Raw genomic sequence first — 25,479 nt, 5'->3', positions numbered from 1 at the left:
CAGGCTAGTCACCTTCATCGTTTTAGTCAAGTAGTTTTTCCATATTTATAGCAGGGTATTTCAGAAAAAATTAATTTTTATTACTACTTCAATAGCTTCAGTGAATTAAAAATGAATCTAAGAATTACATTCTCGCACTGGGTTTTAATACTTAGTATCAACCCAGATTTTCTATTAGAACTTCAAATAGGGAGAAAATCAATACCTCGTTTTAATAGCTCTTTATAATAATAATATTAAGAATCAGATAATTAGAATCCTAATGGAAAACTTGGGATCAATTAAACATGTCCAAGTCTTAATAAACAATAAACTCAAATTTTCCAATAGTAAGATTTTCTAACGGATGGCATTAGAATAAGATATCGGATTCAAGCTTGAAGTGCAGCTTTATAAGGTTAAAAGCAGTAAGCTGCGATAGCATCCGAGCTTATTGAACGACGACCAAATAAAGAAGCATAGATGAAGGATTGTCAGCAATTCACCCGAGAGCAACGCTATCAGTTTTACGGGTTACGAAAAGCAGGCTTTAAGCAAAGAAAGATAGCGAATGAAGTTGGCAGGAGTAAGTCTGCGATCTCACGCAAACTCAGGCTTAATGGATGGCAATGCGGCTGGCATCCGAAGCAGGTGCAGGAATTACGATATAAACGAGTGAGGCAGAAAGCCAAAGCGGAAGCGATTTGGCCGAGAAGATCGGAATAATTCTATTTCTAAATCAAAACTTACTTTGTCGGCTTCTTTTGCCGTATTATTTATACTATCTGCGATTCGCCTTCGCGTCATGTTTGATTTGGAAATGGAATAAAGTAGACAGAATGATTCGGCAGGATATGCGACCTGAACAGGCACCAGCCCGACTATCAGCCGAACATGCCGAAGAAGCAACAGAAAGGATCAACCATCTACTGCTTCCCCAGCAGCACAAAGAGCACACCATAATAATATTTGGTAGTGACAAGAAATCTGCATAATTTGAAACAATCACCCCAGAACTGGAAGCAGCCATTTACCTTGCACTTCTTACCCTTCATGGAAGCGAGAATTGAATGGAAACAGCAATGGTTTACTACGACAATATTTTCCCCAGAATAAGAAAGGCTTTCTTACATACCAATCTCATATACTGCATCAGCCTTTTTGTTCTCACCTCGTATTTTTAAAAACTCTGAATTTTCAGAAATACCTAAGAGTTCTGAAGTAAGCAATGACTGAAATGTAATAACCCACATATCATCCCATCTGCTAATAAAGTTAGAGTTGCTCATCTCGTTCTCAGCTCAGGTAAGAAAAGCTTAGCTTTAGGAAATTTAAATTGCTGTCTTAAAATTGATTTTACAGTGGCACGGCTAATTACTATTGAATATCTATTGAAATAGCAATCAAATTTACAACGAATAAATAGAAACATGGAAGGAATATGAGTCACTTCTTCAATAAGAAAGATTCATACCCTTCCATTTGAGATAAGCCTTAGCGATTCAATTAAAAAGAATAGCTTATAATCTTTTCTCTATAACATCCTTCAGTATAGCGTAACTACAGTCTTTACTGCTCGCCATAAAACAGAAACAGCCATACAAATGACATTTACAGCAGAAATCTATTAATTACACTTAGATGTATTTAATTAGTAGCGCACTGCCTATTTAGCTAACTTAGCATTAGCATTTACCGCACTTTCAGTTTTTTTCGTTACCTCACCGCATGAAACTTTCGTTCCATCTATACGGTCTTTAATTTGGTCTTCTGCTTTTTTATCTTTGCAAGACATGATGTTCAATAGATCCTGCGCTCTAATAGGCGTTAATGCAGATTCCACATTTCCACTAGCAAAGACAGAGGTAGAACCCAATATCAATGCAGAAATGAAAGCAGAAATAATAAATTTATTCATTTTTGACTCCTTCCTTTTACCTTTTATTGAATTTAATGAAGCAAATCGCTTCTCCTAGAAACTAACAGTAACAATGAATTTATTATACTCTCGGAAACGATATTGTTATTTCCAACATAAACGAGCGCTTCATACCATTCCAGTATATAACAGCGCTTTACGTAGGCGTGAGCGATAGATTTCTTAGTGATTTATTGGTGCATGGCTGTGATGTTTTCCATAATAATTTTTCCAATAAAATCATTTTTCTTTTGGGGGTGCGTAACCCCGGTGTAGCCGCAAAAACAAAAGGGTTTAACATTTCTGCTAAACCCTTAATTTTATTGGTGCCGACACCAAGAATCGAACTCGGGACCTTCTGATTACAAATCAGCTGCTCTACCATCTGAGCTATGCCGGCACGAAAATAGATAATTAGTAATAAAAAATTTTAAATTATAAACTTTAAGTTTTAGCAAGTTAACCTATTTTTTACCTAACAATCTTTAAGTGAGCTCGTTCACGTTCATTGTGAGGAGCCGGATAATTATCCGGCAAAGATTCCAATTGTTTTGTATCTTCCTTCTCACAAGTATGAAGCATTTTTTGTTCAGTATCAGGCGTAAAGAATAAGCCACGATTAATTTCTTTCGCAAATATCGCTTTTACTGCACTAGTTGGGATAAATATCTTCCTTGATACACCACTAAAACGTGCAGTAAACTGAACAGAATCATTGTCAATTAATAAGTCACGTGCAGCTATAGGGTCAATATTCAGAGTAATTTCACCATCTTTTACATATGCCTCAGGGACAGATGTGTTTTGATCAATTTCAACAGAAATATAAGCGGTCAAGTTATTATCGACACACCACTCATAAATAGCCCGTATTAAATATGGCTTGGTCGTAGGATATTTCATTTACGCATTAATTTCTCTGAAGGAGTCAAAGCATCAATAAATAATGGTCTACTAAATAATCGCTCAGAATATTTTAATAATGGCGTAGCCTGTTTTGGCAGACTGATTCCATAATAGTCCAATCTCCATAGTAAGGGCGCTATAGCGACATCTAGCATAGAATATTCATCACCCAACATATATTTTTGCTTATCAAAGATTGGTGCAATCATTGTCAGACTCTCAGCAATGGCTACTCGCATTTTGTCAGCTATCTTTTGATCATTTTGCTCGACAGCTTCAATATGACAGAATAATTCTTGTTCAAATCGATGTAATAACAATCTTGCCCGAGCACGCATTACTGGTTCTGCTGGCATTAATTGTGGATGAGGAAACCGATCATCAACATATTCATTGATAATATTAGATTCATAGAGCACAAGATCACGTTCAATCAGGATTGGAACGCGACCATATGGACTTATCACAGCCAGATCTTCTGGTTTATTGTGAGGGTCAACATCAATGATCTGAAAATCCATGTCCTTTTCATGCAACACAATGCGACATCGGTGGCTAAAAGGACATGTTGCAGTAGAATACAACGTCATCATAATGACTTATACATCTTCGTTATATTTTTATTCAATAATTTATTAATGCACGTCTCTCCAATATTCACGTTTTAGTAAATAAGTCAATCCAAGCATACCTAATAAAAAGATAAGGACGAAAGCTCCCAGTTTCTTACGATAATTCGCATGAGGCTCACCCAAATAGACTATGTAGTTTACCAGATCTGCGGCAAAGTTATCATATTCCTCTTTGGAAAGTAATCCAGGCACACTCAGATTCAACTCTTTAACTTCTGAGCCATCTTGTGATTTGACATTAAGTGTCTGTAGACCCTGCAATTGGTAGAGAACATGCGGCATTGCAACTTTATCAAAAATTAAATTATTCCAGCCGCTAGAAGATGATTCATCTCTATAAAAAGATCTAAGATAAGTATATAGCCAATCCGCGCCACGAGAGCGCGCAATTACAGATAGATCGGGCGGAGCGACCCCAAACCATTCTTCAGCTTCACTCTTCTTCATTGAAGTAAACATTACATCACCAACTTTTTGCCCTGTAAGAATAAGACGCTCGCTAATTTCCTGGTTACTTAGTCCGATATCTTGATGTCGATTATAACGCATATAGCTTGCCCCATGGCATGTCAAGCAATAATTGACAAAGCTTTGCGCCCCACGCTGTAATGAAGCGTCGTCAGAAGTATCAATCGGGGCCTTATCAAGTGTTATGTCTGTGGATGCGAAAACAAAAGTCGGAGCCAAACTGATAAAAAAAAGCAGGAATTTAATTAATCTCATTTTGTCACTCTTTTGGGTTCTGGTTTTGTTTTATCTATCTTGCTATATAGTGGCATCAGAATAAAAAATGCAAAATAAATAACCGTAAAAATTTGTGCTAATAACGTGTATAAAGGTGTTGGTGCTTTTGTGCCAAGCCAACCTAATACAAGAAAGCTTATTACAAAAAGTGCCAGCGCGAACTTAAAGATTGGCCCTTTATAACGTATTGATTTTACCGGACTACGATCCAGCCAAGGTAAGAAACAAAAAATAATTACCGAACCCGCCATTAAGATAACCCCCCACAGTTTCGCATCTACTCCGAGAAAATTAACTGTGACTGCCCTAAGCATTGAATAATAAGGGGTGAAATACCACACAGGAGCAATATGATCGGGTGTTTGTAGCGTATTTGCAGGGATAAAATTATTATGCTCAAGAAAATACCCACCCATCTCAGGAACAAAAAATATAATGCCAGTAAACACAATTAAAAATGCAACAATTCCGACTATATCCTTGACAGAGTAGTAAGGATGAAATGGTATCCCATCTACCGGAATTCCTGTTTTTGGATCTTTGTTAGCTTTAATTTCAATCCCATCTGGATTATTCGATCCGACTTCATGTAATGCGATGATATGAACAAATACCAGCACAATTATCAATAATGGCAAAGTCACCACATGATATGCAAAGAAACGATTAAGCGCTGCATCCGAGAGCATGAAGTCACCCAGAATCCAGTTTGATAACGTGTCACCAATATATGGAATTGCCCCAAACATACTTACAATTACCTGAGCACCCCAATAAGACATCTGTCCCCAAGGTAAAATGTATCCAGTAAACGCCAGACTCATCAACACAAAAAATATCGCCATCCCTATCAACCACAAAAGCTCGCGAGGCTTGCGATAAGAGCCATACATCATTCCTCGGAACATATGCAGATATACCACCACAAAAAACATGGAGGCTCCCGTGGAATGCATATACCGAATTAACCATCCAAAGTTCACGTCCCGCATGATGTATTCAACTGATGCAAATGCAAGGCTGGCATCCGGCTTATAGCTCATAGTAAGAAAAATACCGGTAATTAATTGGTTAACCAGCACAAGCATTGCTAGCGAACCAAAGTAATACCAGAAATTAAAATTTTTAGGAGCATAATATTCAGAAAGATGCGCTCTCCAAGTAGCAGTCATTGGGAAGCGCTCATCAATCCATCCCATAAACGAATTTTCTTGTTTACTCATTTTATACAGATTCCTTGCTTTCAGAGCCAATTAAAAGCCGATTTTCACTCAAATAAACATGAGGAGGCACAACCAGATTAGTAGGTGCCGGAACATTCTTATAAACACGTCCTGCCAAATCAAATTTTGAACCATGACATGGGCAGAAAAAGCCGCCTAACCAATCAGGCCCTAAATCAGCAGGAGCAATATCCTTCCTATAAACCGGAGAACAACCAAGATGTGTACACACACCCACTACCACCAGAATTTCAGGTTTAATAGAACGCGTCTCATTCTGTGCATAAGGTGGTTGCTGATTTTTTTCCGATGTTGGGTCAGCCAGCACATCATTTAGTTTTTTCAAATTCTCTAACATCTCTTGCGTGCGCTTCAGCACCCAAACAACCTTTCCCCGCCACTCAACCATCAACAGCATACCAGGCTCCAGCTTACTAATATCGACTTCTACCGGTGCCCCAGCTGCTTTAGCACGCTCACTAGGCATCATATATAACATAAATGGGGTTGCTACCGCTACGGCAGCAACCCCACCTGCTACAGATGTGGTTAGCACTAGAAAACGACGCCGACTATTCATCTCACCATTACTATCTGCCATTTTTTAATAATTCCATCCAATGAATTTTCCAACCAGAATCGACTCAAACTGGAAGCCGATCAGCCTGTTTATCTTATGCTTTACTTTCCAAAATATTCATAATACATCATATGCTTAAAAAGCATAATCTTAAAAGTATAACATAACCCATTACGTATTAGGGTATTATATAAAGCTAATCACCAAAATAGATTCCTCCTTAAAAATTTTCATCTTTTGAATTTTACAATTATCCGAAGTAAATGATTTTTGGATGATGTTCACACCTATCAAGATGATAATCTGTATAAATTTGTACGCCAGCTCTTACTAAATAGCGCGGCTCCCCCCCCCAAAAAACCTTCTGCATGGAGATAAAACAAGGATAGCAGAGTATATAAAAAATCAGGAACAGGAATATTTCAAGCTTTATGAAGATGCGCGGATGGGGGGGCTATTCCAGACACAGACTCTAATTCCATTTCCAAATCAAACATGATGCGAAGGCAAGCCGCAGACATTATAAATAATACGGCAAGAGATGAAGTCGACAAAGTCAATTTTGATTTAGGAATGAAATACCCTGCAGCTTGCTGCAGGGATACTTTATTTGCAGTTTTTCTGGGTTTGATGCAGGTATATCGCAGACCTATGCTACCAGATGCCAATGGTTTTGATCGGGAACTGATAATCGTACCCAGATAGAATAATATTAATCTATCTTCAGAACCAAGCAATATTATAATTAACCAATTCACTTCCAATCTGTTAAGTATGACCGTTATAAATTTTCAGAGCATAAATTCGTAGTGCTGCCTTCCAACTAACTATTTATTAGCGCTTCCACTTCATCAATTTGTATAAAAGTTCTTCTGGCAGGCCATTTAAAAATTATCTACGTTATCGCTGCGATATTAAAAATAAAATTTAAAGCCTATTTACAAGCTATAGACTACGCTTTTTTTACCTGTTTCTGCCTATTAAAACAACCTCAAATATGATTTCTACATCCTATTAAGTGCTTATGCATTGGCTCGATTATCTCTTTCTTTTTTTCGAATATATATGAAATGACACATGGCATTTCATGTCATGTACGCAAGATTCTAATTATCACGCATTGGATGCGCTAGTTCTTGATCAAGCTAAAAGAATGAGGTTAACTGCCTTACCCGGTTAGATCTCTAATCATTCCCCAGCATAACCGAGGAATTACTTTATCTATTCATATGATCTGTTAACTGGAGCCGTTATATTCATTCACAAACCAATTGTTATATTAATTGAAGACTCCTTTTATTATCAATCACCCTTAACTCGTATAAAAATAATCGTAAATTCATTTGATTCTTATTAAATAGCGCTTAGATTAGAAATCTATCACCAGTAAAGGAAGTAGTCAGCAATTTTATTGACTCCACGTTTAATCAATCATTTACTATTTAAGCTTACCATGGCAATGTTTATATTTCTTGCCAGAACCACATGGACAAGGATCATTCCGACCAACTTTAGTACTTTTGCGAACAAAAGGTTGTGGTTTTTCTTCAGAACTCTGGGATTGCTTATCTATAACTTCTTCATAAGCCGCATGGTGGTATTGCATATTGCTAGAAGGAGGAACTGTTTCGGCTACTGTTTCCACTTGTTGCTCATTCTTTATTTGAACAGTCATGAGGATTTTAGTTACTTCAATCTTAATCTCTTCAAGCATATTAGCAAATAACTCGAAGGCCTCTCGTTTATATTCCTGCTTTGGATTTTTAGCAGCATAACCACGCAAATGAATCCCTTGCCGTAAATGATCCAATGCTGCCAGATGTTCTCGCCAATGAGTATCAAGACTATGTAACATCACTGCCCGCTCGTATTGGTGCATAAGATGACTGCCGACCATTTCTGATTTACTACGGTAAAGCACACGCGCTGCTTCCCAAACCCTTTCCAGTAAATTCTCAGCGTGCAAATCGGGTTCTTTATCTAACCACTCCTGAATTGGCAGATGAATATGATAATCGCTCGCCAATGCTTTCTCTAAACCAGAGATATCCCACTGTTCTTCTATACTCTGAGGTGGAATATGAAGATTGAAAAGATTACTGATTACACTTTCTTGAATAGCTGTTATCGTCTCTGTAATATCTTGTTGCGCTTCTAGTAATTCATTTCGCTGCTGATAAATTACTTTCCGCTGATCATTAGCAACATCGTCAAATTCAAGCAATTGTTTACGAATATCAAAGTTCCTCGCTTCAACTTTCCTCTGTGCATTCTCTATTGCTCGTGTTACCCATGGGTGCTCTATTGCTTCTCCTTCAGGCATTTTAAGGCGTGTCATAATATTTGCCACACGGTCAGATGCGAAAATGCGCAGAAGAGGATCTTCAAGTGACAAATAGAAACGACTTGAGCCGGAATCACCTTGCCGACCAGCACGTCCACGCAACTGGTTGTCAATTCTACGTGATTCATGCCGTTCAGTACCTATGATATGTAATCCACCCAATTTAATTACTTCATCATGTCTCTCCTGCCATACTTTCTGTATTTCAGCGGTACGCTTCGCTTTGGTTTCTTCATTGAGTGTTTCATCGGAAAGCACCCGATGAATTTCTGGCTCTGGATTACCCCCTAATACAATATCGGTACCCCTTCCAGCCATGTTAGTCGCGATCGTGATCATTTTGGATCGACCCGCCTGAGCAATAATATCCGCCTCACTGGCATGCTGCTTCGCATTGAGGACTTGATGCGGTAATTTTTCTTTGCTTAACAAAGAAGAAAGTAATTCATTATTTTCAATAGAAGTTGTTCCAACAAGCGTTGGCTGTCCACGTTGATAACAATCCTTGATATCTTCCAGAATGGCTTGGTGTTTTTCTTTCATGGTACGAAAGACTTTATCCATCTTGTCTTCACGAATCATAGGACGATGTGTCGGAATAACAACAGTTTCAAGTCCATAGATTTGTTGAAATTCAAAAGCTTCGGTATCTGCTGTGCCTGTCATGCCAGCAAGCTTGTGGTACATACGAAAATAATTTTGAAACGTGATCGAAGCAAGTGTCTGATTTTCTTTCTGAATAGGAACATTTTCTTTTGCTTCAACAGCTTGATGCAGACCTTCTGACCATCGCCGCCCTGACATTAAGCGACCAGTAAATTCGTCAACGATAATAACTTCATTATTTTGTACCACATAATGCTGATCACGGTGATATAGGGCGTGCGCACGTAATGCAGCATTGAGATGATGAATCAAATTGATATTGGCCGGATCATATAGGCTTGTCCCAGCCGCTAGTAAGCCAGCCTTAGCAAGCAATTTCTCGGCATGCTCAAAACCTTCCTCACTCAATAATACCTGTTGAGATTTTTCATCCACACTATAGTCGCCAGGACCTTTCTCTACTTGCTGCCGGGTAAGCTCAGGTATTAACGTATTGATACGCACATATATCTCAGTATCGCCTTCTGCCTGGCCTGATATGATTAATGGAGTACGCGCCTCATCGATCAAAATTGAATCGACTTCATCGACAATTGCAAAATTAAGCATACGCTGTACCCGCTCAGCAGGGTGGCTAACCATGTTGTCGCGCAAATAATCAAAACCATACTCATTATTAGTGCCATAGGTAATATCAGCAGCATAAGCAGCCTGTTTGGTATCTTGCGCCATTTGGGAAGTAATCACACCAACCGACAAACCTAGAAATTGGTATATTCTCCCCATCCAGCCAGCGTCACGAGTGGCAAGGTAATCGTTTACCGTCACAATATGCACTCCCTGCCCCGTCACGGCGTTAAGATAGGCAGGCAGGGTGGCCATTAAGGTTTTACCCTCGCCAGTACGCATCTCAGCAATTTTCCCATCATGTAGCACCATTCCGCCAATCAGTTGCACATCAAAATGACGCATTCCCAACACTCGTTTGCCTGCTTCCCGCACTACGGCGAATGCTTCGGGTAATAACGCATCGAGCGTTTCGCCATTGGAAACCCGTTGCTTGAATTCATGAGTCTTGCCGCATAGATCAGCATCAGATAAAGGTGCAATAGTTGATTCCAGTTCATTGATAACACGCACGATTTCAGAATATTGCTTGATTAAGCGGTCATTGCGGCTACCAAAAATCCTTTTAAGCAAATTGTTTAACATAAAATATTTAGTTTTTTAATTTGAATCAATTAACCACGAAAAATCTTTATATTTCTGACATTCCAGTGGAGATTAGAAAAAATAACAAGATAATTTTTATCTTGCTTTTTATGACAAAATCCCAATAATATATTGAATTTATTAATTATTTATCATTCACCAGATTTACAAAGATGGAATAAAGAATCTATCTATTTTTAAGAATTTAGAAATGAATCATAAAAGGTATTGATTTTATGTTGCCCTTTGGATTCACACTTAAGTTCTCGCAAAGAAGAGCAGTTAATTTTTTACTCTAAGTCTCTGAGATTATCCATTCATCAAATACACTCACCGCTACCGGTAAAGTTCACGACCACAATGTCTATAGTCAAAATACTCTTATCTTATCATACTCAAAATAGCAGTCAGTGGAATCAAATGATATGACGTCTTGAAACACATAAATTATGTCTTTGTAGAAAATGAAAATTTTAATGATTTTTCGTTTTATTCGATTTCATCTTGCTCATAAGAGATTACTGTATCTAAATGACAATGCAATACATGTCACCTTATCGCACAATATCACCGAAATGAATAAACAACTTGAACAAACAACTCACTTTAGAATTACACCAAACTATAAGGCTGATGATGATATCTTGGCAGTGTTAACAAACCCATTTTATTATTAACATATTGGGGTTGAATTGACATTTAGCCTTCCCTATACGTTCCTGAGATATTGAGCATCCGTGTTGTCACGAATCTAATTCCATTTCCAAATCAAAATTGATTTTGTCGGATTCAACTTGACGTATGATTGATACTGTCTACGGCTCGCATTCGAGTCATTTTTGGTTTGGAAATGGAATCAGTTTCGCAGTCAGACCATTCTAGAACTAAGCCACATCGGATTAACATTCAAATTCACATCAAATACTTATTGTAGAAACAAATTTGTACCTAGTTCTCAAGCTTGATAACAGAATGCTTCTCGCCATAATTTATTTACAATTCAGTAACTTATAAATATAAACAAAGATGGAAGAATGAGATATATACTTTTCTATAGCTTATTTGCAGGTCATATAGCAACTTAGATATTTCTTATCGTAACAATCATTTCAGATTATGTTAATTTTTCGTTGGTATATATGGCTTACAATAAACCCTTGCAGGAAAAGCTTCACTGCGACGCGAGTTTTTAATTACATCTCCCCCATTTTTTATACAAGCCATTGTTGACTTATCAAGGCTGGCAAAATATTCATTAGTACCAGGTGGTGAAGATATGGGAGCCACTTGTTCTCGGATTTTTTTGCAAGTTTCTGGCTCATCTTCTACAATCTTATCAGTAGTCATTGGGGGTAATGAGCATAAACGACACGGATCACCTACACAAAGACATCCCTTGCATGATGCTTGTACTAAAGTAGCTAATGAGCATAAAAAGATACTTGATACTAGCAAAATTATTACTCGCATTAAATTAACTAGTTTTAGTTTCATAAAATATTCTCCAAAATTAAAATCTAAAAATAATGCTTTGCACTTTTTCTTCCTTAATTTCTGCGGAAACTACTTCAATATGCTGCGGTAACCAATATCGTTTATGATCAAACGTAAGAGGCTGAACAAATAAACAACAATCGCTAGAAAACAAATCGATACAATAAATATATGGATGAATGGTAATGTATTTTAACCAAAGATTGCTGAAGCTGAACAGGAACTCTAAATAGCTTAGAAAAAATCGAAAGAAACAAAAACGAAAATAGAATCATCGAAAAAGAAGTGAGATGAGTTCTCCAATACACTCGCTCAAGAATGAAGAAGACGAAAAAACAAATGATAAAAATGAATACAAAGATTAAAATTATTTAAATGGATGCCTAGAAACAATAGTTTCGTCACGATCAGGGCCTGTCGAAATCATATCTATCGGTACTTCACAGATTTCTTCCACTCTTTTTAGATAATTCTGCGCTGCTTTCGGTAACTGCTTAAATTCTCTTAATCCTTGGGTACTCTTGGTCCATCCAGGCATTTCTTCATAAATAGGTTCACAGTTAATCAACTCATCAGCGCCTACTGGCAAGATGTCTAGAGACTTTTCCTTATCAGTATGGGTACTATTTAACTTATATCCTATGCAAAGCTTCAAAGTTTCGATACCATCAAGAACATCTAATTTAGTAATACATAAGCCCGAAACGCCATTGATCTGAGTAGAACGTTTCATTGCCACAGCATCAAACCAACCACAACGGCGGCGACGTCCCGTTGTAGAACCGTATTCATTGCCACGATTGGCTAAATACTCACCTACATCATCCTTAAGTTCAGTAGGGAATGGCCCCGATCCTACGCGAGTTGTATAAGCTTTAGTAATACCCAGGACATAATGCAACATCTGTGGTCCAACCCCACTGCCTGATGCTGCGGCACCAGCAATACAATTACTAGAGGTGACAAAAGGATAAGTGCCATGATCAATATCGAGCAATGCTCCTTGGGCACCTTCAAATAAAAGGTTATTACCTTCTCTATTGGCTTTAAATAGCAACTGCGGTACATCTGCCACCATAGGTCTAATACGCTCAGCCTCAATAAGGCTTTCCTCAATTGTCTTGTTGAGATCGACTACAGGCGCTTGATAGTAATTTCTCAGAACAAAATTATGGTAATCAAGTATCTCTTCTAATTTAGCAATAAATCTCTCACGGCAAAGTAAATCTTGCAAACGTATTGCACGGCGTGCGACTTTATCTTCATAAGCTGGACCAATACCACGACCAGTCGTACCGATTTTATCTGAACCCCTGGCTGTTTCTCGCGCATTATCAAGAGCAATGTGATGAGGTAAGATAAGCGGACAAGCTTCACTGATACGTAATCTTTGATAAACATCAATGCCTGCCTTTTCAAGCATATCAATTTCTTCAAGCAAAGCCTGCGGAGAAAGCACTACCCCGTTACCAATATAGCAAACAACACTCTCGCGCAAAATACCAGAGGGTACAAGATGTAAAATTGTTTTTTTGGTACCGATTACTAACGTATGACCAGCATTATGACCACCCTGGAAGCGAACGACACCTGTTGCATGATCAGTTAACCAATCGACAACTTTACCTTTCCCTTCATCTCCCCATTGTGTTCCAATGACGACTACATTTTTGGTCATTTCTCAGGATTCCTTCATCTTGATGTATATGGACAATTTATATTCCCACTACCTGCCATACGCCATTGTGCAAGATAATCTTCCTGTCATAGTAGAGGGTGTTTTCTTTGTTTTCACTTCCAGGTAACTCTGTTATAACGATATGACCCTCATTTCTCAACTGCTCAATTATTTTTTCCAGTGCTTTATCATCTTTTTCGTAAGGGGCTAGAATCCCCCTAGAGCATGTGTCTGATCTGACTAACCTCGATAATTCCCGCAAATCAATACTGAAGCCTGTAGCCGGCCTTGCTCTTCCAAATGCTTTGCCTATTTCATCATATCTTCCTCCCAACGCTATTGCGTTAGCACTTCCTAGCGTATAAGCAGCAAATACCATCCCTGTGTGATAATGATAACCACGTAAATCTGATAAATCGAAAGTGATGGTATCGACAAACTCTTTTAGCTCTTCCTCAACCATTTCAAGCTGATCCAGCGCATTTTCAATTTCTGGATAACTAGGGAGCATTTTACGAGCGTGTGCTAGTATTTTTTTGCCGCCATATAATTCCGGAAGAAGCATCAGAGCATCTCGAATAGGCTTATCCAGCCGTTTATCAAGCCCAGTACACAGGAGCTCCTTCAGAGCAGCGGTATCTTTGGCTTGTAATATATTGTATAAATCCACTTCAAACTGGGGGAGAGCGCCTGAATCTTTAATCAAGCTTCTGACAATAGCGACATGACCCAGGTCGAGATGAATTTTGTCAATTTCAGATACTGCAAGACATTTCAACATTAAACATTGGATCTCAAGATCACTTTCCAGACCAGAGTGACCATATAATTCTGCACCAATCTGGAAGGGTTCGCGTGTACGTGTTATTTCACAAGGAACAGTGTGTAACACGCTGTTTGCATAGCAAAGACGAGTCACTCCTTCATCATTCAGTAAATGTGCATCTATGCGTGCAGTTTGAGGTGTACTATCTGCGCGCAATCCCATCATTCTTCCGCTTAATTGATCTAGCACCTTAAACATGTGCAGATCCATGTCACTTCCACTACCTGACAATAATGATTCCACATATTCTAATAATGGGGGAATAACAAACTGATAGCCATGCACAATCAGTAAATCCAAAATGCAGCGACGCATTTTTTCGATACGTAATGCCTCGGACGGTAGAACATCTTCGACATATTCAGGAAGAAGCCAATTACGCATTCTAATAATGATTTAAGAGCCGCTTAATTTATGAACTGCTAGAAAAAGAGATATTTTTAAGAATTTAATTCACTAAATAGAGCAATATTAATCCTATTACCATTGACGTTAATCCAATGAATCGAATCTGATTATCTTCCAATTCAACAAGTTTTCTAAAACTATCACGCCAAGCATTAGGAAATGTAAAAGGAAGAATACCTTCCAATACCAACATTAATGCAATGGCCATCAGGAAGGTATCCCACATACAACAGTATCTCCAGCGAAGTTTTTAATAATCTTACGTTTTCTATGAGGTTATTCACTTTTCCAGATCAATTTTTTATATAAATCAAGAAAATACTATTCAGAATAACTTAACCTAACTTTTATTTTTTATTTGCTGAACTATTTTCCGGATTATTCAAATATTTAAAAAATTCTGAGCTGGGTTCAAGTACTAACATATCTCCTCTGTCTTTAAAGGATTTTTTATAGGCTTCCAAGCTACGGTAAAACGTATAAAATTCAGGACTCTTTTCAAAGGTACCTGCATAGATTGCAGCAGCCTGACCATCACCTTCCCCCATAATTTTCTGGGCTTCACGATAAGCTTCAGCCAATATCACTTCACGTTGCCGATCAGCATCTGCACGGATCTTTTCAGCTTCTGCAGCGCCAGTTGAACGTAATTCATTGGCTACCCGTTTTCGCTCAGCCTCCATCCTGCGATAGACTGAATCGCTAACCTCTTGGGGTAAATCAACACGTTTCAAACGCACATCCACCACTTCAACACCGATTTTTTTAGCATCCACATTTGCTTTCTGGCGCATAATTTCCATGATTCTATCACGCTCACCAGAAACGACTTCATGCACCGTGCGGTTACCAAACTCGTCACGCATACTTGAATTTACGGTTTGTGCCAATCGAGTCCGTGCCAGTGCCTCATCTCCTCGTACACTGATATAGTATTGCTTCACGTCAACGATACGCCATTTCACGAAAAAATCTACCAGAACGTTCTTCTTTTCTGAAGTAATAAAACGCTCCGGTTCTTCTGTATCCAAGGTAAGTATGCGCGAATCAAAGTAACGTACATTCTGTGCTACCGGGATCTTGAAATACAACCCCGGGGAAGTTTTTACATCAACGACTTCTCCTAGTTGAAATAAAATTGCTTGCTCGCGCTCATCAACAATAAATAATGCAGAAGTTGATATTAAAACTAGTACAGCGACTATGACCGATAATATTGATGATAATTTTCCCATTTTATCTTACCTCCCGTTCACGACTACGAAATGATTCCCGTGTGCGCGTGCTCACATCAGGAACTTCTGGAGCTATTTGCGTGGGCGTCGTTGTCACGGGTGGTTTCGAAGCACCCCCATCCGTTTGCATCAACTTATCCAGTGGTAAATACAACAAGTTGCTACCACTTTTTTGATCAATCAGAATCTTACTTGTGTTGGAAAGCACCTGCTGCATCATATCTAAATATAGACGATCGCGTGTCACGACTGGTGCTTTACTATATTCGACAAAAATCTTCTCAAAGCGGCTGACATCACCCTCTGCACTGGAAATGACACGCTGCTGATATCCCCCTGCCTCTTCCATTAAGCGCGCCGCGGCACCTCTTGCTCTAGGAATGACATCGTTGGCATAAGCCTGCCCTTCATTACGTTGCCGCTCTCTATCCTGACCAGCCTTAACCGCATCATCGAATGCCGCCTGCACCTGTTCAGGTGGCTGTGCATTCTGCATCGTTACTCTACTGATAGTAATGCCTATCCGATAGCGGTCCAGAATAGTTTGCATTATTTCTGTTGCGCGGGCGGCGACTGCCTCACGTCCTTCGTACAATACAAAATCCATTTTGCTTTTTCCGATAACTTCACGAATAGCTGTTTCCGCGATTTGCAGCACGGCGTTATCAGGCTCACGATTATTAAACAAGAAATTCTCAGGATTATTTAAAATGTATTGAACAGCAAACTGAATATCAATAATGTTTTCATCATCGGTCAACATCAGCGATTCTTTTAGCACCTTGCTTCTGACATTATTCCGATAGCCAATTTCTATTGTGCGCACTTGACTAACGTTGACAGTTTCCACTTTCTCAATCGGATAAGGTATATGCCAATTCAACCCAGCTTGGGTAGTATCAACATGTTTGCCAAAGCGAAGTACGACGCCGCGTTGACCCTCATCTACAATGTACAAACCGCTGGCAGCCCAAACAATTGACAGCAAGACGATAATGACTATGATATTACCACTACTTTGTTTTTTTGGGCTCTCTCCTTCAGGACCATCATCACCCCCGCCCTTCCGGCCAAAAAGCTCATTAATTTTTTTGCTGATATTACGCAGCACATCATCCAGATCTGGAGGGCTAGAATTGCCTTTTCTTCTTCCCCATTGAGGATCATTTAATCCCATGATAATTTAATCCTTCCTCTCGTTCTAAAAAAGGTGTAGCACTGCTATCGTTCACTTTCCCAACTTCCAAGAAGCTCTCTCTTAAATCTACAGAGTTCTGTGCAATAGCTTCTGCCAGAGCTAATTTAACAAATTCTAACCCATCGCCGGTCTTAGCACTTAACCGAATAGACATTATTCTACCATACTCATCTCGCACATAATTTGCAGTCCTGCTTGATTCGGCACAATCAATTTTATTGAATACCAAAATTTGTGGAATACTTTCTGCACCAATTTCTTTAAGTAGTTTGTTTACTTCTGCAATATGCTCATTACGCGATGGGTCAGCCGCATCAACTACATGTAAAAGCACATCAGCTTGCACTGTCTCTTCCAATGTAGCACGAAACGCAGCAACCAAAGTGTGAGGCAATCCACGAATAAAGCCAACCGTATCCGAAATAACCACTTCCCCGCACTTCGGAATAAATAATTTACGTGTCGTCGTATCTAGCGTAGCAAACAACTGATCAGCCGCATAGGTCTGAGAACGCGTTAGATTATTGAATAGAGTTGACTTCCCGGCATTAGTATAACCAACAATCGATACTGACATTACCTTAGTACGCTGCCTCGCACGTCGCTGGGTTCCTCGTTGGCGTTGCAGCTTTATGAGTTTCTCTCTCAGAAATTTAACCCTCTTAGACAGTAATCGCCGGTCTGTTTCAAGCTGTGTTTCACCCGGTCCGCGCAAACCAATCCCCCCTTTTTGTCGCTCCAAGTGAGTCCACCCTCGTACTAACCGTGATGCCAGATGTTCTAGCTGAGCAAGCTCAACTTGTAATTTACCTTCACGGCTTTTAGCACGCTGTGCAAAAATATCAAGAATTAAACTTGTGCGATCAATAACGCGGCACTGCAGCCGCTCAGTTAGATTCCGCTGCTGTATGGGGGAAAGATCATGATTGAATATGACCAGTGATGCACTAGTCTGGCTTAAAACCTGGTAAATTTCGTTTAATTTACCACTGCCAACAAAAGTCGCAGGATCAGGGCGCGAGCGCTTTCCTTCCACGACAGCTAGAACTATAAGCTGATCACTTATAGCAAGCTGACGCAACTCTTCCAAGCTCTCTTTATCGCTATCGCCTAGATTGAGCCCAACTAAGATAGCAATGTTATTCTGTTCTGTTTTTAGTTCTATGTGATTAATCATCACGTACAGCTGGTGCTTCAATTGGGAAAGTCACAGCCCTGGCTGGAACGACTGTAGAGATCGCGTGTTTGTATACCATTTGTGTAACTGAATTTTTTAATAGCACAACATATTGATCAAATGAATCAATATGTCCTTGTAACTTAATACCATTGACCAAGTAAATAGATACTGGAATATGCTCCTTCCGGAGGATATTTAAAAATGGATCTTGCAACAACTGCCCCTTAGCACTCATGAACAACCCTCCCTGTTTTTTCCAATCATCTCTAATTATAATTATTAGATATGAGACTCTACTTTATTTTTTTAAGTGGACCATCTGCGCCCAACAGGATTATCATCGAAAGACTTAAATAGAAGAATAAGATATTGCAACTGGATATTAACAAATGCAAGGAGTATATTAGAAAAAAAATTTAAATACTCAGTTTGGCAAATAAAATTTATGCAAATGAGGACTAAGCTTATCGGAATTTAGGCAATTATGCTAAGAACAGTTTATATACCGGGTTATTGCTCTCATCCCAGTATCGATACCCAAGATTGTCAAGAAAATTTTTAAAGTCATTTTTTTCACTAGGAGGCACTTCCATTCCTATTAATACGCGCCCAAAATCTGCCCCATGGTTACGATAATGGAACAAACTGATGTTCCATAGATGACTCATATTATTCAGAAAATTCATTAAAGCGCCTGGTCTATCAGGGAACTCAAAACGATAGAGAATCTCATTCTTAACATCTCTGGAACGTCCTCCTACCATGTGACGAATATGTAATTTTGCCATTTCATTCCCGCTCATATCCTCAGTACGCAATCCGCTTGCTTCCAGATTTTTGATCAGATTAAGCGCTTCCTCACGATTATGAACTGAAACCCCAACAAATACATGCGCCTTTTTAGGATCTGCATAGCGATAATTGAATTCAGTAATACTTCTTGCGCCTAACAAGGCACAGAATTTCTTGAAACTACCAGGCTCTTCAGGAATCGTAACCGCCATGAGCGCTTCACGTTGCTCGCCTAACTCTGCACGTTCAGAGACATGGCGTAAACGATCAAAATTCATGTTAGCACCTGATGCTATCGCTACGAGTGTTTTATGACGTAATTTTTCACGATCGACATAAGCCTTTAATCCAGCAACAGAGAGCGCTCCAGAAGGCTCAAGAATGGCACGGGTATCTTCAAATACGTCTTTAATAGCCGCACAAATAGCGTCCGCATCGACTAGAAAAATTTCATCAACCAGCTCTTGACACAAGCGAAAAGTTTCTTCACCAACATATCTCACTGCTACACCATCAGCAAATAGACCTACTTGCGAAAGCTTAACGCGATGTCCTTTCTGTAATGAACAATACATGGCATCTGAATCAACTGGTTCAACCCCAATAATCTTGATTTCCGGGTATAGCCTTTTTACATAGGCTGCAATCCCAGAAATCAGTCCTCCTCCTCCTACCGGTACGAATATGGCGTATATTCCAGCTCCATACTGGCGTAAAATTTCCATGCCGATGGTCCCTTGTCCAGCTATTACATCTGGATCATCATAAGGATGAATAAAAGTAGCATCCTCTTGCTGCGTAAGCTCTAAGGCATGTTCATAGGCATCGTTATAAGAATCGCCATGAAGTAACACGGTTGCACCAAGCGCCATCACTGCATTGATCTTGATTTGAGGAGTCGTTACTGGCATCACGATCGTAGCGGAGCAATCCAATTTCTGGGCAGCCAATGCAACACCTTGCGCATGATTACCAGCCGAAGCAGCAATCACGCCACGTTTGAGCATAGCGGGAGGAAGCTTTGCCATTTTATTGTAAGCGCCACGCAACTTGAATGAGAATACGGGCTGCATGTCTTCTCGTTTCAAAAACACTTGGTTATGGATGCGTGCTGAAAGATTAACTGCCTCCTCTAGTGGTGTTTCTATAGCGACATCATAAACACGGGCAGTAAGCACTCTTTCGAGATAGTCATTCCTCATAAGATGGCATTTTGGAAGTGGTAAACAAAGTCAAGAGTATGAATTTACAGGATGTGCTGATTCTATCATGCTAAACGAATTGCAATTGATAAGAGGCAAAATTTAAATGAATTAATTCCACCACTCATTGCAGATACCTGGCTAGAGTCAAGGCGATCTAATTCCATTTCTAAATTAAAAATGATGCGAAGGCGAGCCACAGATAGCATCCATAATACGGCAAGGTGAAGCCGACAAAGCCAGTTTTGATTTAGAAGTGAAATAACGGGTAGAGAGAACGCTCTAAAACCAGCATCATCATTAGAATCGTTCTTAAAATTTATTTTAGACAATTAATTTCATTCTAAATACGGAAGAATTAGAATTATTATTGATAAACAAACTGAGGTTTAGGCTCAATACAATCTGTTTTGAATTAAAGAGAGTTATACATTGCAATACTGGCAAATTAAAATTTCTGAAAAACTCACCCAGCCCATCATGAGTCTGGGTGAACCTGAAAGTATCTCAAATTCCTGATTATTTTTAATCAAACCCATTTATTAAGGCCATTTATTCAAATGGCTCATATCGATGAGTTGCATTAGTGGATGGAGGTAAAATTGGCAATTTAAAGTCTGGCTGCTTACCCGTCAATGTTTTCAGAAAAGCCACAATATTAGCAATCTCCTCTTTGTTGAATTCACGATTGACTTGTAATTTTCCCATGGTAGCCACTGCTTCTTCCAGCGTTGCAGCACCACCATCATGGAAATAGGGGTAGGTTAATTCCACATTGCGTAATGTTGGCACTTTAAATACAAAACGATCTTCTTCCTTACCTGTTACATCCATGCGGCCTACCGCAGGGCTTTCTGTCTCATAGGGTTTATAAACACCCATTTTTTCAAATGAATTTCCACCCACTGCTGGGCCATTATGGCATTTTGTACAACCAGCGCTCTTGAATAATGCATATCCATCTGATTCTGCCTTGGTCAGCGCCTCTTTATCACCTTCCAACCATTTATCAAAACGGGAGCCAGGTGTCACCAGAGTTTCCTCAAAAGCTGCGATGGCAGTAGTTACCCCATCTATATCAATTTTATCCGAATTAAAAGCTTTCTTGAATTGGTCCTTATATTGAGGAATCGTGTTTAACATCGCTACCACTTTGTCATGTGCAAAAGCCATTTCCCCGGGATTCGCGATAGGTCCACCCGCTTGCTCTTTGAGATCTTTTGCACGTCCATCCCAGAACTGCGCCAAATTCATGCTTGCATTCAGCACAGTAGGAGCATTGATCGGGCCCTGTTGCCATTTATGGCCAATGGAAGTTTTGAGGTTATCAGTCCCTCCCATGCTCAAATTATGGCAGGAATTACAGGAAATAAAACCAGATTTTGACAATCGGGTATCAAAAAATAACATCTTCCCAAGTTCAACCATTGCTGCATTTTCTGGTTTTACCGGTTTAATAGGCTGTATTGGTTCATTAGCAGCAAATACATGCACAGACATAAACATTACGCCAACCGATAATAGCGAGGCAGTCAGCTTACGCATCATCATTGTTGAGAATCTCCTAAAAAACACGGCTGTAATGGCGCAGCCGGTTACGCCTAAACTAAATATATCTTATCAAAATGAACTCATTAAAAATAATTAGTTATAATTTACTCAATCTACTTGAATCATCTATTTTATTGCTAGCAAAAATTCATTTTTTCTGCTTTTTCACAGGAGAAGCAGTCTTTGAAATAATGTGATTATTTTCTATATAACCATAATCACAGCCTTTTCCAATATCACAATCAAGCAGGTGAGATAGCTCTATAAGAGCTTGCCGGTAGACTTGACGCTTAAAATCTATAACTGAGTCAAGTTCCACCCAATACCGATTCCAGCGCCATGCATCAAATTCAGGGTGTGGGCTTTTTCTGAGTGATACATCGGTATCACGCCCAAGTAAGCGCAGTAAAAACCAGATCTGCTTCTGCCCCTTGTAGCTTCGGCGCCACTCACGTCTTATCCAGCATTCTGGCACCTCATAGCGCAACCATTCTCGAGTGCGCCCCAAAACCTCCACATGATAGGGCTGTAGCCCTACCTCCTCAGTTAATTCTCGATACATCGCTTGCGTTGGAGTTTCACCAGACTTAATACCCCCCTGCGGGAATTGCCAAGAATTCTGCTTGACACGCTTCCCCCAGAAAACTTCATTTTTAGAATTTAATAGAATAATTCCAACATTAGGACGATATCCGTTACGGTCGATCATTTAATTCATCCGTCATTGAGACGTCAATTACTAGCCATTTTTCCATAATTTCTCCCAGATTAAAAGTCATCATAGAACAAAAAATCGGGACATACTTCCTTTAATTTTTTCATTTCTCCCTTTCTTAACTGAATATGATAATCGTAGTGAGTTTAAACCGCATAGGTAACCCAGCTTTTTCAGGGTAAAATGTCGCTTTCTTATTTCTAATATAACCATAAAACATACGAGATCAATACTCCATGCGTGTTTCTCAATTCTTTATTTCAACGCTCAAAGAAGCTCCTGCAGAAGCTGAATTGATCAGCCATAAGCTGATGCTACGCGCAGGTTTAATCAAACGCCTTGGCAGTGGCCTTTATACCTGGATGCCTTTGGGTTTGAGAGTCTTGCGCAAGATCGAGTTCATTATTCGCGAGGAAATGAATAACAGCGGGGCAATTGAGCTTTTAATGCCTGCAGTTCAACCCGCAGAACTCTGGCAAGAAACTGCTCGCTGGGAAGTATTCGGACCACAAATGCTGAAAATCCAGGATAGACACCAACACAATTATTGTTTTGGTCCAACTCACGAAGAAGTCATCACCGATATTGCACGTAAAGAAATCAAAAGCTATCGCCAATTACCACTCAATTTTTATCAAATCCAAACCAAATTTCGTGATGAAATTCGTCCTCGCTTTGGCGTCATGAGAGCACGTGAATTTATAATGAAAGATGCCTACTCGTTTCATGCTGACCTAAATTCCCTTGAGAAAACCTATCGGTTAATGCATGACACTTATAGCAATATATTTACCCGTATCGGGCTAAATTTCCGAGCTGTGGCGGCAGACACTGGCGCGATGGGCGGTAGCAGTTCACATGAGTTCCATGTATTGGCTGATTCAGGTGAGGATGTGATTGCTTTCTGCCCCCAGTCAGATTATGCAGCTAATATCGAATTGGCCGAGGCCATTTCTCCTGAAAAGATTCGCGAAGTTCCTGATGGCATCATGCAAAAAATTTCTACACCTGAGCAAAAAGCCTGCGAAGAAGTTGCGAGCTTTCTAGGTATTCCCGTGCAGCAAACGGTAAAAGCATTGGCTATTACTGCAGATGATCAGTTCTATCTCTTGCTGCTACGTGGTGATCATCAGCTCAATGAAACAAAAGTCAGAAAAATTCCATTTTTAAGCCATTTCGAATGGGCCAATGAAGAAAGAATATTAGCTGAAACCGGCTGCCGACCAGGGTTTATCGGACCGGTTGGTTTGGAAAAATGTATCATCGCTGACAAAGCTGTTATGGAAATGAGTAATTTCGTCTGCGGCGCAAACGAGGAAGATTTTCATTTCATTCGGGTTAATTTTGAACGTGACTTGAAATTACCGGATCATGTTTTTGATATCCGTGATGTTATTGCGGGGGATCCCTCACCCGATGGTAAGGGAACGCTGGAAATTTGTCGTGGTATTGAGGTGGGTCATATTTTTCAGTTACGCACAAAATATTCTGAAAAAATGAAGGCGACCTACCTGGATGAATCGGGCCAAACCAAAGTAATGGAAATGGGATGTTATGGCATCGGCGTATCGCGCATTGTAGCAGCAGCCATTGAACAAAATCATGATGAGCACGGCATCATATTTCCGCTTGCGATCGCTCCCTTCCAACTCGCTATTATTCCAATCGGCCTGAAAAAAAATCCACAAATACAAGCTGAGACTGAAAGGCTGTATGACGCATTTTCAGCAGCTCATATTGAAGTGATTATGGATGATCGCGAGGAACGTCCTGGTGTAATGTTTGCTGACATTGAATTAATTGGCATTCCCCATCGAATTGTTATCAGCGAGCGAGGCCTAAAAGAGGCCACAATAGAATATCGTGGACGATGTGATGAAAAATCTCAAATGATCCCCCTGAAGGAGATCACTTCATTTGTCATTGCAAAAGTATGCGGAAATTGATTGGCTTTATTATGATGCTTATTCCGCTTATTGCTCAGGCAGGCGCCCAAATGTATGAACCTTTATCTGCCAGCACCAGAACAGTATTGCAACAGACTATCAGTGATCAAGCTGTTCCGTATTTTATTACCTTGCCCGAAACAGAAAGTAAGGCTTGGCTTACCACCATGTCTGAGCGGTTAAAAAAGCATATGCCCGATCAAAACGAGCGCAATGATTTCCTCACTACGGTTCATTATGAGGCTGTCCGTGCGGGGCTCGATCCACAATTAGTGTTGAGTATTATTCAGGTCGAAAGTAGTTTTAGAAAATATGCTATATCGACCGCGGGTGCGCGCGGCTATATGCAAATCATGCCCTTCTGGGTGGACACCATTGGCAGCAAAGAGCATAACCTCTTCCATCTACGGGTCAATTTACGTTATGGATGTACCATTTTGCGTCACTACCTTGATATGGAGAGAGGTGATTATTTTCGCGCTCTTGGAAGATATAACGGAAGCCTAGGACAAGCTACTTATCCAGAGCTGGTATTTAATACGTGGCACAAGTATTGGCACTACCCTGTTACCCAGGAGATAGCACAAAATTAGCAACATTTCTATTTAGTATGAGGGGAATCAACTGCATTGACTGGATCCGTTCTTCCTGAATAACTCTGTATGAATTTTTCAATCTCCTCTCGGTTAAGCAGGCCAATCTTTCGTGCTGCAGGTTTACCAGCAGGGTCGAATAAATAGGTACTAGGCAGCATCGATAATTCATCAAGCTGTAAAGCAATCTCTCGGGTACCGAAAACGATCGGATAAGGAATAGACATTGCATCAGCAAATTTTACTATCGTTTCGGTATCGGCATAATCCATAGCGATCCCAATGATTATTACATCCTTTCGGTTTTGGTAAAGCGAGATCAAATCAGGAATTTCCTCCAGGCAGGGAGGGCACCAGGTTGCCCAGAAATTTACCAGCACCCATTTTCCTCTATAATCACTCAATTGATGTATTTTTCCCTTGCTATCCTCAAATCTGAACTGGAACGCCTCTGCCTGACCATAAAAAGATACGAAACTCAATAAAAGAAATAAGCAAAGGAAAAAACGTTTCATGT

General features: G+C 39.7%; 25 protein-coding genes and 1 tRNA gene. 5 read left to right on the top strand and 21 right to left on the bottom strand.

Translation table 11 applies throughout. From position 1 onward, the window contains the following. Positions 1-462: 462 nt before the first annotated feature. Positions 463-705, top strand: a complete 243-nt coding sequence (locus tag BM283_RS10650) for a helix-turn-helix domain-containing protein (protein ID WP_090692883.1) — start codon at positions 463-465, stop codon at positions 703-705. Positions 706-818: 113 nt separating this feature from the next. Next, on the top strand, positions 819-974 hold the full coding sequence (locus tag BM283_RS19455; RefSeq protein ID WP_217646499.1) for a hypothetical protein: 156 nt from the start codon (positions 819-821) through the stop codon (positions 972-974). A gap of 671 nt (positions 975-1,645) precedes the next feature. On the opposite strand, the gene BM283_RS10645 is transcribed toward BM283_RS19455, so the two are convergent. The 7 genes from BM283_RS10645 to petA all read right to left on the bottom strand — a co-directional run bounded on the left by BM283_RS10645 (position 1,646) and on the right by petA (position 6,003). Beyond that, positions 1,646-1,897 (bottom strand): hypothetical protein, encoded by a 252-nt coding sequence (locus BM283_RS10645; RefSeq protein WP_090692880.1) that lies wholly within the window; start codon positions 1,895-1,897, stop codon positions 1,646-1,648. 324 nt (positions 1,898-2,221) lie between these two features. After that, positions 2,222-2,297: transfer RNA gene (locus BM283_RS10640), tRNA-Thr, on the bottom strand. Between the two features lie 71 nt (positions 2,298-2,368). Next, positions 2,369-2,800 carry a ClpXP protease specificity-enhancing factor gene (locus tag BM283_RS10635; RefSeq protein ID WP_090692879.1) on the bottom strand — a complete coding sequence of 144 codons (432 nt, stop codon included), beginning with the start codon at positions 2,798-2,800 and terminating at the stop codon, positions 2,369-2,371. Next, on the bottom strand, positions 2,797-3,396 hold the full coding sequence (locus BM283_RS10630; RefSeq protein ID WP_090692876.1) for a glutathione S-transferase N-terminal domain-containing protein: 600 nt from the start codon (positions 3,394-3,396) through the stop codon (positions 2,797-2,799). Before BM283_RS10630 ends, BM283_RS10635 begins: the two co-directional genes overlap by 4 nt. 42 nt (positions 3,397-3,438) lie before the next feature. Beyond that, positions 3,439-4,158, bottom strand: a complete 720-nt coding sequence (locus BM283_RS10625; protein ID WP_090692875.1) for a cytochrome c1 — start codon at positions 4,156-4,158, stop codon at positions 3,439-3,441. Beyond that, complete coding sequence (locus BM283_RS10620) at positions 4,155-5,402, bottom strand: cytochrome b (RefSeq protein ID WP_090692872.1); 1,248 nt, start codon at positions 5,400-5,402, stop codon at positions 4,155-4,157. The genes BM283_RS10625 and BM283_RS10620 overlap by 4 nt, the downstream gene beginning before the upstream one ends. Position 5,403: 1 nt before the next feature. Next, a complete protein-coding gene (gene petA, locus BM283_RS10615; RefSeq protein ID WP_090692869.1) occupies positions 5,404-6,003 on the bottom strand; it encodes a ubiquinol-cytochrome c reductase iron-sulfur subunit in 600 nt (199 codons plus the stop codon). A gap of 474 nt (positions 6,004-6,477) precedes the next feature. On the opposite strand from petA, the gene BM283_RS10610 reads away from it, so the two are divergent. Then, positions 6,478-6,687 (top strand): hypothetical protein, encoded by a 210-nt coding sequence (locus BM283_RS10610; protein WP_139225251.1) that lies wholly within the window; start codon positions 6,478-6,480, stop codon positions 6,685-6,687. Between the two features lie 733 nt (positions 6,688-7,420). Here BM283_RS10610 and secA read toward each other — a convergent pair. The 13 genes from secA to BM283_RS10545 all read right to left on the bottom strand — a co-directional run bounded on the left by secA (position 7,421) and on the right by BM283_RS10545 (position 22,417). Next, positions 7,421-10,144 carry a preprotein translocase subunit SecA gene (secA, locus tag BM283_RS10605; protein ID WP_090692866.1) on the bottom strand — a complete coding sequence of 908 codons (2,724 nt, stop codon included), beginning with the start codon at positions 10,142-10,144 and terminating at the stop codon, positions 7,421-7,423. 1,119 nt (positions 10,145-11,263) lie between these two features. After that, entirely contained in the window at positions 11,264-11,638 is a 375-nt protein-coding gene (locus tag BM283_RS10595; protein WP_090692862.1) for a hypothetical protein, read from the bottom strand. Positions 11,639-12,005: 367 nt separating this feature from the next. Next, positions 12,006-13,316 (bottom strand): adenylosuccinate synthase, encoded by a 1,311-nt coding sequence (locus BM283_RS10590; protein ID WP_090692859.1) that lies wholly within the window; start codon positions 13,314-13,316, stop codon positions 12,006-12,008. A 37-nt stretch (positions 13,317-13,353) separates the two neighbouring features. Further along, on the bottom strand, positions 13,354-14,526 hold the full coding sequence (locus BM283_RS10585) for an ATP phosphoribosyltransferase regulatory subunit (protein ID WP_090692857.1): 1,173 nt from the start codon (positions 14,524-14,526) through the stop codon (positions 13,354-13,356). Between the two features lie 64 nt (positions 14,527-14,590). Then, complete coding sequence (locus tag BM283_RS10580; protein ID WP_046849467.1) at positions 14,591-14,776, bottom strand: DUF2065 domain-containing protein; 186 nt, start codon at positions 14,774-14,776, stop codon at positions 14,591-14,593. Between the two features lie 121 nt (positions 14,777-14,897). Next, entirely contained in the window at positions 14,898-15,785 is an 888-nt protein-coding gene (hflC, locus tag BM283_RS10575) for a protease modulator HflC (RefSeq protein WP_090692854.1), read from the bottom strand. A gap of 1 nt (position 15,786) precedes the next feature. Beyond that, entirely contained in the window at positions 15,787-16,962 is a 1,176-nt protein-coding gene (gene hflK, locus BM283_RS10570) for an FtsH protease activity modulator HflK (RefSeq protein ID WP_090692853.1), read from the bottom strand. Beyond that, positions 16,949-18,160, bottom strand: a complete 1,212-nt coding sequence (hflX, locus tag BM283_RS10565) for a GTPase HflX (protein WP_090692850.1) — start codon at positions 18,158-18,160, stop codon at positions 16,949-16,951. The genes hflK and hflX overlap by 14 nt, the downstream gene beginning before the upstream one ends. Further along, positions 18,153-18,398 carry an RNA chaperone Hfq gene (gene hfq, locus BM283_RS10560; protein ID WP_046849471.1) on the bottom strand — a complete coding sequence of 82 codons (246 nt, stop codon included), beginning with the start codon at positions 18,396-18,398 and terminating at the stop codon, positions 18,153-18,155. Before hfq ends, hflX begins: the two co-directional genes overlap by 8 nt. A 247-nt stretch (positions 18,399-18,645) precedes the next feature. After that, on the bottom strand, positions 18,646-20,157 hold the full coding sequence (gene ilvA, locus BM283_RS10555) for a threonine ammonia-lyase, biosynthetic (RefSeq protein WP_090692847.1): 1,512 nt from the start codon (positions 20,155-20,157) through the stop codon (positions 18,646-18,648). Between the two features lie 65 nt (positions 20,158-20,222). Beyond that, the gene (locus tag BM283_RS18080) at positions 20,223-20,489 is read right to left on the bottom strand and encodes a hypothetical protein (protein WP_139225250.1); all 267 of its coding nucleotides are present in this window, start codon (positions 20,487-20,489) and stop codon (positions 20,223-20,225) included. 220 nt (positions 20,490-20,709) lie between these two features. Further along, complete coding sequence (locus BM283_RS10550; protein ID WP_090692846.1) at positions 20,710-21,708, bottom strand: cytochrome-c peroxidase; 999 nt, start codon at positions 21,706-21,708, stop codon at positions 20,710-20,712. Between the two features lie 148 nt (positions 21,709-21,856). Continuing rightward, a complete protein-coding gene (locus BM283_RS10545) occupies positions 21,857-22,417 on the bottom strand; it encodes an RNA pyrophosphohydrolase (protein WP_090692844.1) in 561 nt (186 codons plus the stop codon). A gap of 242 nt (positions 22,418-22,659) precedes the next feature. Between BM283_RS10545 and BM283_RS10540 the strand changes: the two genes are divergently transcribed. Together BM283_RS10540 and BM283_RS10535 are read left to right on the top strand one after the other, a co-directional pair. Further along, positions 22,660-24,369, top strand: coding sequence for a proline--tRNA ligase (locus BM283_RS10540; RefSeq protein ID WP_090692842.1), 1,710 nt, complete (start codon positions 22,660-22,662; stop codon positions 24,367-24,369). After that, on the top strand, positions 24,357-24,962 hold the full coding sequence (locus BM283_RS10535; protein ID WP_090692840.1) for a lytic transglycosylase domain-containing protein: 606 nt from the start codon (positions 24,357-24,359) through the stop codon (positions 24,960-24,962). The genes BM283_RS10540 and BM283_RS10535 overlap by 13 nt, the downstream gene beginning before the upstream one ends. A gap of 8 nt (positions 24,963-24,970) precedes the next feature. On the opposite strand, the gene BM283_RS10530 is transcribed toward BM283_RS10535, so the two are convergent. After that, entirely contained in the window at positions 24,971-25,477 is a 507-nt protein-coding gene (locus tag BM283_RS10530) for a TlpA family protein disulfide reductase (protein WP_090692838.1), read from the bottom strand. Positions 25,478-25,479: the final 2 nt, after the last annotated feature.

This window comes from Nitrosomonas sp. Nm34 (assembly GCF_900113925.1).
Classification (GTDB): domain Bacteria; phylum Pseudomonadota; class Gammaproteobacteria; order Burkholderiales; family Nitrosomonadaceae; genus Nitrosomonas.
The sequence above is the reverse complement of the archived record's forward strand: the minus strand, read 5'-3'. Positions and strand labels throughout refer to the sequence as shown.